Below are 10,705 nucleotides of genomic sequence, written 5' to 3'. Positions count from 1 at the left end.
CGACATATGGAGCGCCTTCTCGGCCTGTTCGAGCAGAGGCAGGGGCTCTTCCTTCCGGGCGATCTTCATCATGGCCAGCGAGATATAGCCGAACACCCCCTGCAGCAGATTGTTGAAATCGTGGGCGATCCCGCCCGCCAGCGTCCCGATGGCTTCGAGCTTATGCGACTTTTGCCGTTCCTCATCAAGCGCCCGTCTTTCTTCTTCCGCCCGCTTGCGGTCAGTAATGTCCTTGATTAACCCAATATACCCTTTCGTTTCTCCGTTCTTATCCGTAAAGAATGAAATTGCGACCTCTCCCGGAAAAAGCTCTCCATTTTTTTTTCTGTAGATGAGGGGGTAAATGAACGGGGTATTTCCGGAATGCCTTCTTACAGATTCTCCCAGCTCGATGAATTGCTCGTGCTGCGCAAATAAGAAGTCCGTCTGTTTACCCACGATCTCGTTCCGGGTATATCCGAACAATGCGGTAACCGCGGGATTACAGTCGACGATGATCCGTTCGTTGTCCGTTATGAGGATGGCATCTCTGATGCTGTTGAATAACTGCCGGTACTGTTCTTCGCTCTTCCGAGCAGCCTCCTCTGCCCGCTTGCGCTCGGCAATCTCTTTCTCCAGTTGAAGGTTTTTCCCTCGCACCTCCTGTTCGTGCTCCAGGGACGTGTCGAGCTTGGTTCTGAGCAGCAGGGAGCGCGTCATGGTCCTCACAATGTAGATCCCGCCGCTGATAATGACAATCGCCAGGATCCCCATGCCTATCAGAAGCCCACGCGGATCCAACTTCCCCAGGACGGCATCGGCGGGGGCGACCGTAACAAGAGAGAAAGGAGTGTCCTGAACCGGGATGCTGAGCCCGATCATGCTCCGCCGGGTTCTCCCGGGTCCCTTTCCTTCGAACCAGATCGGCAGACCCTTCGAACGTTCCATGACATCGACGATAGGCCATGATACGGAGGGAAATGATATCCCCTTCGAGTACTCCGCAAGAATCGATTTCCGCTCAGACGTGCCCGGGGGAATAATGACGTGGTGATCGATATAGTCGGGATTGATCCACGCGATGATCTGGCCTGAGTAACGTCCCTTAAAGAAATAGGCGGTGGAAATCAGAATCGCGTTGCTGCGGTCATCGGCGATCACGGCACTGCTCCGATAACCCGGCTCTCTCAGCTGCTTTATGTCTCTGGGGAGTGTTATGTTCCCGTGAGGCGCGGAGGCTATGACCAGGAGATCGCCCTTCTCGTCAAGGAGCACGATCTGCAGGTAGACCGTCTCCCCGTCGATGCGGTCCCGATCGAGCAGGGCGACGAACCGCTCCTTGATAGGCGGAAGGCTCTGCTTCAGTCCGTACTCCATGCTCATGCCGAGTGCGCGGTTCTCGAAAAAGACGTCTATCTCCCGCGAAGACACCAGGTTCAGCATCGCCTGGCGCCTGTCGTTGAAGAAGTACGAGACCAGGGTGGCCCGCCAGCTATTCTCCGACCGAAACTGTTCGAGGATGATATGTTGAAGATTCGTCTGTGAAGTATAGTTCGTCGTCAGGAGAAAGGACACATAGGCAAGGAGGATGACAACGACAATAAGAATGCCTGTTATGGAATTTTTAACTATCTTCACACCGGGTCTCTTTCATTTATCTCTGGCCGGCATTCGGTCATGCGGGCGTCCGGGGTGAAGCTATCTGTTCTTGAAAAAATCAGCATAGTAATCCATCACGAAAGGATAGTACTTCTGAGCGATGTTCCGCAGGGTGCCGTTCTTCCGGATCGTTTCCAGGAAACGGTCAAAGGCAGCACGCAGCTTCGGCGAGTTTTTTCGAAAGGCCACAGCCATGTCCTGGACCCCGCTTACCGGGCCGATGACCTTGATTCTACCCGGCCACTTCTGCAGGGCCACCAGCGCGTCAGGAACATCGAGGAGGGTCGCTTCCGCCTCCTTGTTCAGGACAGCCGGGGCCAGTTCGTTCAACGAGCCCTTGAAGAGCATCACCCTCGCGCCGGTGGCGTCGAGGTTGTAGAGCGACGGATCGAGGCACGTATTTGTCTTGCAGAGAAGCGACTTGTCCCGGATCAGAGCCTTGACTGCCGCGATGTCCTTCGCGAGATCGCCGCTGGGCTTGATCGGCCTGAGGGGGGAATCCGACCGTGCAACGAGCCAGACCTGGTTGGGAAAGGTGGGCGCCGAATAATCGACAACCTGCTGCCGCCAGCGGATGACGGTCATCCCATTTGCGATCAAGTCCCCTTTCACCGGGACCGCGGCCAGCACTTCGATTCCGTCTCCCTTCGGCCGGACCCGGCTCCCCGTAAGATCGCCGATCGCGTCGTCCCAGTCGGTCTTGATGTATTCATATCTGACTCCGATATGCGCTGCGAAGAGTTTCACCAGGTCCACATCCATTCCGTCGCCGCTGCCGGTGACGAAGTTGGCATAGGGAATGCCCAGATGGCGGAGCACTCCGGCTTGTTTGATCTCATCAAGGTCCTGGGAGCGAGCTTCCCAGGGCAGCACGACGATGATAAAGGACAGCAGGGAGAACGCAAGGCGTGCCAGGATTTTCGATGACATGAAACGATCATACATAACTCCTCCTTTTGCGACCCAGGTGCAGCATTTCCGATTTATATTTCATAGACTGACCATGACGAAGATCAGCAGTACAACGGCCGACAATGAAAAATATCTTCAAAGCGATAACATCCTCATGAAATTCTCGGTGGGACGCTTCTTGATGTGAGGCCCTTGAGGCAGGCTTAATAGGATTGCAACTTATTGTTACAGGGGAAGTATCGCAAAGAAGAGCCGTTCAGTCAAGGGAATTTTCCAATAAAAGTACTAGAACAAAGAAAGATGGTGAGGGAAATGCCTGGGGACATCTTAAGGACGGGAGTAGCTGTCCTACATGATAAAACTGGTCACGAGCAGCATGACCGTAAGCAGGATCAGGATTGACACCGTGATCCACGTTATCACGTTCATCCGCTTCGAGTTGACGTATTCCCCCATGATGGCCCGGTTGTTCACCAGCTTGAGCATGATCAGAAGCACGATGGGCAGCAAAATGCCGTTGATCGTCTGGGACAGGAACATGATCTTGATGAGCGGCGCTCCCGGGAGCAGGATCACGCCCGCACCGATGACGATGAAGGCCGTGTAGAACCCCAGGAACTGGGGCGCTTCCCGGAACGTCTTGTTGATGCCCGATTCCCAGCCGAACGCCTCGGATACGCCGTAGGCCGTGGCAAGGGGGAGCACGAAAGCCGCAAGAAACGAGGCGTTGAGCAGTCCGATTGCGAAGAGGTGCGCCGCGAAATTCCCGGCTATCGGTTCAAGGGCGCGGGCAGCGTCTTCGGCCGAATCAACGACGATGCCTGCGGGATGAAGAATGGTGCCTGTGGCCAGAACGATAAAGAACGCAATAAAGATGGTCATGAACGAACCGGCGTAAACGTCGAACTTAGCAACCCCGTACTCCTCGATGCGCACGCCCTTGTCAACGACCGCCGACTGGAGATAGAACTGCATGTAGGGCGTGATGGTCGTCCCGACCATGGTGATGAACAGCAGAATATAGTCCTTGTCCAGCCTGATGTGCGGGAGCGCGATCTGGCGCGCCACCTCCCGCCATGGCGGGTTGGCCATGAAGCCCGAGAAGACATAAGTCAGGTAGATCATGCTGATGGTGATGAGGAACCGTTCGACCTGTTTGAAGTTACCCTTCAGGACAACGAACCATACCACGAGAGCAGAGAGGGGAACGGACAGGTACTTGCTGACCCCGAAGAGCTCGATACTGGCCGCGATACCGGCGAACTCGGCAATCGTGACGGTCAGGTTCGCGAAAACGAAAAGCGCCATCACCGCGAGGGCCACCTTCAGGCCGAACTGTTCCCGCACCAGGTCGCCAAAGCCCTTGCCGGTCACGACGCCCATCCGAGAGGACATTTCCTGGACCACGGCAAGGGCGAACGTGATGAGGACGAGGGCCCAGAGCAGGCCGTAGCCTTCCCGGGCGCCGACAATGGAATAGGTGGCGATGCCCCCCGCGTCATTGCCCGCGTTTCCCGCGATGAACCCGGGGCCGATCACGCTCAGGACCGCAAAGATCCTGGCGTGTTTCATGTTCTTGATCCGCTCAAATAACGTCACTGGAGCAAAACTCCGTTCCGCACGTTCAGCCGAACATCCTGGATCCATTCTCAGTCAAGACGGTACAGGAAAGCATGAAGACAGGCACCACACTCCCCTGACCCGGCAGATCGGCACCGTTCAACACCTATAATTTTCTTCGTTTTTTCCGGGACGCCGGAGGCAGGAGGAAATCGACCACGTCGTCCACCGTGACGATGCCGCGCATGGCCATGTTTTCGTCCACGACCGGCGCAGCCAGGAGGTTGTACTTCGAGATGAATTCGGCGACATCCTCTTCTCCGGCATCGAGCGGAAGCGTCTTGACGGGTGCTTTCATGATCTCCTCGAGCCTCGTCTGCGCAGACGCCAGGATAAGGCTCTTGAGCGAGACCACGCCCAGAAGCCGCTCCTGGTCGTCGAGCACGTACAGGTAGTATACGGACTCCACGTCGGGCGCCTCGAGCCGCAGCTCCGTGACGGCATCCCCGACGGTCATGCCAGGCGGGAACGCAAGGTATTCCGTGGTCATGAGACCCCCGGCCGTGTCCTCCTCGTGCTCCAGCAGTTCCTGGACGTCCTCCGCCTCCTCCTTCTCCATGAGGCCGATGAGCTCCTGGGCCTTGGCCTCAGGAAGGTCGCCGAGCACGTCCGCCGCCTCGTCGGGCGGCATGCGCTCCAGGATGTCGGAGGCGCGCTCCTTGGACAGATCGTCGATGATGTCGGCCTGGACCTGCGGTTCGAGCTCGTGCAGCGCCTCGGCCGCCGTGTCCACATCAAGGCTTCCGAAGAGCGCGCTCCGCTCCTTCTGGGACACCTCGCTGATGATCTGGGCGAGGTCGGCCGGATGCAGACCGGACACCTTCTGGCGCGAGACGGTGAGCGTGAGGCGGTTCAGCCTCGGCTCGATGGTCTGGACATAGTGCCAGGAGATGAGCTTGTGCTGAAGCTGATAATGAAGGGCTGACAGGAATTTTTCGCCCTGCCGTTCCCATCCGAGCCTCCGCAGGATTCCGCGCAGTCCGATGTCCGCCGCTACCAGGCAGAGCCTCCCCTTCACATCTCCCAGCTCGAGATCGTTCACGCGCACCAGCTTCGCGCCGTTGATGTCGACGATCTGCTTGTCCAGGAGGTCGCGGTAGATCAGGATGTCCGTGGGCGATACGGCAGAAGGGGTGAGGTTGCTTGCAAGGGCAGTGACCGAAATGACCCGGCGGTTGAAAAGATTGATGATGTCCCAGGGAAGAATGTAGGTTTCGCTGCCGGTGACAACGAGCGCAGTGACGGCCGGAAAGGGTTCTCCGACGCCGATGATGATGTCCCTGAGCCTGCCGATCTCTTCGCCGGTCTGGTCGAGCACGTGCTTCTTGTACACGTCGCTGACAAAGATTTCACCGGCAAAGAAAGGCATGATCGCTCCGGGGTTCGGGGAATGAAGAATGCCTTGTTTATACCAGCCGTCACGGGGTAAGTCAAGATAAAAGCCATTCAAAACAATAAAATATGCTACAATTTATCTGGAAGAACCGATGCACGCGGTCTCTCGCGGGGCAGAAGGCAAGGGCATGAGCAGCGGCACGTTCTATAAATCATAAAAATAGAAATATAAAAAAAATTAACATGTCTTATCAATGATTTTCTGATATAGTTCTGCTGTTTTTAAATGAACATGCTGCTTGCGCCGGCCGTCCGAAAGGAGATTGGTTGTCATGTCGGAACAGACGATAAAAGAGGTAAAAAAGGACATTTATCTGATCATGCACAAGGCGCTGGAGATGATGGAACTGACCGAAGACGGCTTCGCGAAGAACAGGATCTCCGCCCTTGACGAGGCCGACGAACTGGCCGGAGAGATCCATGCGAAGGAAGATGCACTGACGGCCACGCTGGCAAAGCTCTCGGGTGCGAACGGCAACGCGCGCCCCTTGTTGACCATACCCTCGCACATCGAAAAGATCGCCACGAGCATCAAACGGATCACGGAGAACACACGCGTCAGGATCAAGGAGGGCATGCTCTTCAGCGACAAGGCGATTCTCGAGACCGGGAGGCTCTTCACCAAGACCAAGGAAGTCCTGAAAAAGGCCGGTGAGGCAGCCGTGACCGGCGCAAAAGCCACCGTCGACAGCACGATCGCGGACAGCGAGGCGATCATCCGCATGGCGAACGAGTTTGCCACCGCCCACGAGGAGCGGCTCGTGGCCGGCGAGTGCTCCCCGAAGTCTTCATCGACGTATCTCTGCATCCTGTACGCTTTCGAGGACGTGGGCTCGCACACGAAGGATGCCATCAAGAGGCTGTCAGGTCAGTAGGAACATCGACCGGCTTCTGCCTAACCCGGACAAGCCGGATCAAAACCAGAGGCTAAGGGCGTCTCTCGCGGAGCACGCAGAGTTTAAAACCAAAACCCGAAAGTCTTTCATGGCGAATTATTTTTCGATTTTCTCTGCGAGCTCTGCGCCTCTGCGAGAAATTTTCTTGCCGTTTTGTAAAGAATTTGATTTGTTAGTCACTAATCCCCGCTTTCCCCGTCCCCGATTGCGCACCGCATTCGGGGACTTTTTTTCGCACCGGGTCGCATCGTAGCGAACGGGAGCCCTACACGGAGTTCACCATGCCGGTCACCCCCAAGCACGGCATCGGCCTTGCCCTCTCAGGCGGTGCCGCAAGAGGCATCGCCCATATCGCCGTCCTGGAAGTCCTCGAACGGGACAATATCCCGATTCACTCCATCGCCGGAACGAGCGCGGGCAGCATGGTGGGAGCCCTCTATGCGGCCGGCATGCCCCTTTCGCAGATCGAGAGCATTCTCCTCCACGCGAAGTGGAAAGACATTGTCAGGCTGAGGATCCCGAAACAGGGGCTCATGTCGAGCGACGGCATCTACCGCTTCATGGAAGACATCCTCCCGATCAAGAATTTTTCCTCTCTGACCATTCCCTTCGCGGCTGTAGCGACCGACCTGAGGACCGCGGAGAAGGTCGTCATCACGAAGGGTTCTCTCTCCCGGGCGGTCCAGGCCAGCTGCAGCGTTCCCGTCCTGTTCACTCCAACGGAAATCAACAATCAGCTCCTGGTCGATGGCGGCGTGTCGAGCCAGATCCCGGTCCGAACCGCACGGGAAGACCTGGGCGCAAAGCGCGTCGTCGCCGTGAATGTAAACCACAAAGCGCTGGAATCCGACAAGTACGACAACATTCTTCAGATCGCCACGCACCTCTCGGCCCTCTGGGCGGCGAGGAACGCGCGCACGGAGGAAAAGCTCGCTGATGTTGCCATTGACGTGAATGCCAGGGGAATCCCGATCTATGACCTTACGAAGGCGAAGGAGCTTCTTCGCCGGGGACGAAAAGCAACGGAGGATAAATTGGAGGAGATCAGAGGTTTGCTTTGATCCGAGGAGCATGAGTGGCCGTTACGTTCGCGCAGGGTGAAAGCGCAACCTGTTTCGCCGCTGATAGAAAAACCCTCAGTCGCTATCAAGCTCTGAGGGTTTTTAATTACAACAGGGACAAAAACTGAATTAATGTTGGTTCTTTCGTAAATAAGTTGAAAAGAAACTGCAAACGGCTGTCTCGCGCAAAGCCGCAGAGTCGCCAAGAAAACCTGTGGCAGAAGCTTGTCAAGCATTCCAATAGTTGGAGTAGATGGTTTTAGATCAAGGTCTCCTTAATCAAGGGGATTTAGGGATCACCGATATTTATCCTTTCTTTGCGCCTTGGCGTCTTTGCGCGAAAACAGTTTTTATTGAGGAAGGGTTTTACCTTTATTCATGCATTGCGATAGAGCGTTTCCAACTAAAACACGAAAGCGCCTTAATGTTTGAACACCCGCTGGCCGGTAAAGACCATGGTCACCTTGGGGTTCGCTTCGTTGCATGCGGTGATAGCGTCGAAATCCCTGTCCGAACCGCCGGGCTGGACGATCGCCGATATCCCCTCCTTGATGCCCACATCCACGCCGTCCCGGAACGGGAAGAAGGCGTCCGAAACCATGACGGATCCGATGAGCCCGCCCTTGTTCCTCTTCGTCTGTTCGTCGATCTCCTTGAGCGCTCCCCTGTCCCGCTTACCCTGGTTCGCCTCCAGTTCGTACTGTTTGTAGGGGACTCCGTATTTCCTGAAGCAGAGCGCATCGGCATATTTCGTATAGGCCTTGAAGATCGCGATCTCGGCGACGCCGACCCGGTCCTGTTCGCCCGTGCCGATGCCCACGGTAACGCCGTCCTTCACGTAGATGACCGAATTCGACGTGATCCCCTGCTCCACGTTCCAGCCGAAGAGCATGTCGTCGTACTCCCTTTCCGTGGGCTTCCGCTCGATCCGGTACTCCTTCCCTTTCGAAACGGTCTTCGCCTCCTGAAAATCCTCTTTCTTCCGGATCGCGTTCCGCTGCGACTGCTGGACGATCAGCCCGCCGTCGATGAGCGCCTTGAACTCCACAAAGCTCCTGTCGCGGTACTGCGCGAGGTCGCTGATCTTCTCCAGCCGGATGATGCGCAGGTTCTTGCGCTTCGCCAGGATCTCGAATACGCCCTCTTCGTAGTCAGGAGCAGCCACCACTTCCAGATAATTGGAATTCGCGAGTTCTGCGCTCTGCCTGTCCATAGCACGATTGACCACGAGGCACCCGCCGAACGCTGCAATGCGGTCGGCCATGTTCGCCCGGTCATAGGCTTCGAAGATAGTCCTGCCGTATGCCGCTCCGCAGGGGTTGTTGTGCTTCATGATGGCGGCTGCCGGCCGGTCCATGAGGAACTTGAGGATGTTCAGCGCATTGTCGAGGTCCGTGAAATTGGTCTTGCCCGGATGCTTTCCCGCCTGGAGCATCTGCTCCTCGGTGATCGCGCTCACGAGGCCGTTACCGGGTTCGATGAACTTCGCACCGGCAAGCACCAGGTTGCCGCTCACCAACTGGTACATGGCAGCCTGTTGGTCGGGATTCTCCCCGTAGCGAAGGCCCTTCTCGATCAACTCCCCGGTGCCTTCGTCAACAAGCTTCCATGACCGCTTCCGGTAGAGAAGCTTCTGCTCGCCAAACTGGATGATCATTTCCGTCGGAAAATGATCTGCCATGATGGTCTTGTACATCTTTTTGATGTCGGACATGGAATCCTCCAGGTTTCAGATGTCTGAAGACAGCTGTTCAAAGGTGAGCTGTAGTGAACACTATTTACAATGACAGCTATCGTAAACGCAATTCGTTGCCATGCTTCACCTCCAACTATGCAGCGAAAACTAGGCCATAATTCTGTACATTTCCAGTAGAAATGTGGATTAACAATGAGTTCACACGCCGCGAAGCGGTCGGCCTGGAACGACAAGTTAATTTATCGGGCTTTGCATTGCTATACGCGTAGTTCTGCTCATTCTAGGGACTACAACCGTGGGCAGAGCCGGACAGTCAAAACATGTATCGTATGCCCAGGGCAATATTTATGATAGGAGAACCATCAAACATTATTCTATCTGATCTGTTTCCGACGGGACCCGAGGGGTCCGTGACCGTGGCGTGGACCGCCGGTACTCCGCCTGTATAAGTGGCCTCCACTTCTATTGCAAGGTTACTGATAACAACGATGTTTAAGCCGAGTCCGGCACGATATGTTGTATACGACGCTTTATCTCTTGAAAGAGAAAGAATTTCAACGGTTGAGTCGTTAGGTTTTGCGCTGTAGTGGACTTTCCCACTCAGAGCACCCAGTGTCAGATAGGGATTCATACGACGTTTTTCAAACGGTTTGACATGTATACCAAAAACAGCCGCGTTGTACACATAAGAAGAATCGATCGAACCGTCACCGCCGAAACGTATTAAATTCTGGTGTTCAGATGAAGCATGCTCACCACCGATGAACACATCGAATAACTCGTCGTCATGAAGAATGATATTCAGCTCAGAGCGGACATATCCCAATCTGAGCAGATCGGCATCTAGGTCATTTCCCCAGCCGAACTGGTACTGAACGCCCAGCGCGTCGGCATTTTGCGCTGATGAAAGGCAAACGCACATCATTGCCGTACTAATTAATAACGGCGTAAAGGTAAATATTTTACTCGCAGCTTGACACGCCCGTCTGCACAACGTTTTTATCTTCACTAAGTCCTCCATAACCGGCTGCACCCTAATAAATAAAGCGCAATAATTGTTTGTAGGAATAGTAAGCCCTGAGTAATACAGTGTTGTTCATTGGCGACAGCTATTGGTGTCAGATGTCGTTCGGAAATAATGCGGCGCGAAGCGCCGGGAGAACGCGCGCCTGACGCGCCGCTTAAGACGCGTCGCTGTCGAGGCGCAGGTTACTTTCCTTGACGTTTCCGTTTTACAAAATCCGCAATAGATTCTTGGGCGGCGACTTCACCCCTTACAAAGAGAATATCGTAATATTGCTGATCCATTCCTTCTGTCACATCTGATTCTGATATATCGACAGTGTGTGCTCCGCATGCGAATGCAATTTCTCTTCTTTTCTTGATTTCTGACCGAGTAGAATCATCAGAGGTTGAATCATTTAATGATTCTGATTGGATAGCTAGCAAGTAGGCCGGGTAGAGCGGAGCGAAACCCGACACATTTC

The 10,705-nt window shown here is 55.0% G+C and carries 9 protein-coding genes; 2 read left to right on the top strand and 7 right to left on the bottom strand.

The window, feature by feature from the left end; all coding sequences use genetic code 11:
* The 4 genes from VL197_14500 to VL197_14485 all read right to left on the bottom strand — a co-directional run.
* Positions 1-1,617, bottom strand: a 1,617-nt coding sequence (locus VL197_14500; GenBank protein ID HUJ19190.1) for a PAS domain S-box protein, incomplete at its 3' end; no start/stop codon positions are given.
* Positions 1,618-1,677: 60 nt separating this feature from the next.
* Positions 1,678-2,568, bottom strand: coding sequence for a transporter substrate-binding domain-containing protein (locus VL197_14495; GenBank protein ID HUJ19189.1), 891 nt, complete (start codon positions 2,566-2,568; stop codon positions 1,678-1,680).
* Positions 2,569-2,898: 330 nt separating this feature from the next.
* Entirely contained in the window at positions 2,899-4,122 is a 1,224-nt protein-coding gene (locus tag VL197_14490) for a divalent metal cation transporter (GenBank protein HUJ19188.1), read from the bottom strand.
* 154 nt (positions 4,123-4,276) lie between these two features.
* A complete protein-coding gene (locus tag VL197_14485) occupies positions 4,277-5,539 on the bottom strand; it encodes a CBS domain-containing protein (protein ID HUJ19187.1) in 1,263 nt (420 codons plus the stop codon).
* A gap of 298 nt (positions 5,540-5,837) precedes the next feature.
* On the opposite strand from VL197_14485, the gene VL197_14480 reads away from it, so the two are divergent.
* The gene (locus tag VL197_14480) at positions 5,838-6,440 is read left to right on the top strand and encodes a hypothetical protein (protein ID HUJ19186.1); all 603 of its coding nucleotides are present in this window, start codon (positions 5,838-5,840) and stop codon (positions 6,438-6,440) included.
* A gap of 302 nt (positions 6,441-6,742) precedes the next feature.
* Positions 6,743-7,522: a patatin-like phospholipase family protein gene (locus VL197_14475; protein HUJ19185.1), complete on the top strand. Its 780-nt coding sequence runs from the start codon at positions 6,743-6,745 to the stop codon at positions 7,520-7,522.
* 421 nt (positions 7,523-7,943) lie between these two features.
* Here the strand turns inward: VL197_14475 and VL197_14470 are convergent, their stop codons facing one another.
* The 3 genes from VL197_14470 to VL197_14460 form a co-directional block, all read right to left on the bottom strand.
* Positions 7,944-9,236: an IMP cyclohydrolase gene (locus tag VL197_14470; protein HUJ19184.1), complete on the bottom strand. Its 1,293-nt coding sequence runs from the start codon at positions 9,234-9,236 to the stop codon at positions 7,944-7,946.
* Between the two features lie 295 nt (positions 9,237-9,531).
* Positions 9,532-10,227: a hypothetical protein gene (locus VL197_14465; GenBank protein ID HUJ19183.1), complete on the bottom strand. Its 696-nt coding sequence runs from the start codon at positions 10,225-10,227 to the stop codon at positions 9,532-9,534.
* Positions 10,228-10,427: 200 nt separating this feature from the next.
* Positions 10,428-10,705: hypothetical protein (locus VL197_14460; GenBank protein ID HUJ19182.1), on the bottom strand; the 278-nt coding region annotated here is incomplete at its 5' end.

The organism is Nitrospirota bacterium (assembly GCA_035516965.1).
Taxonomy (GTDB): Bacteria; Nitrospirota; UBA9217; order UBA9217; family UBA9217; genus MHEA01.
The sequence above is the reverse complement of the archived record's forward strand: the minus strand, read 5'-3'. Positions and strand labels throughout refer to the sequence as shown.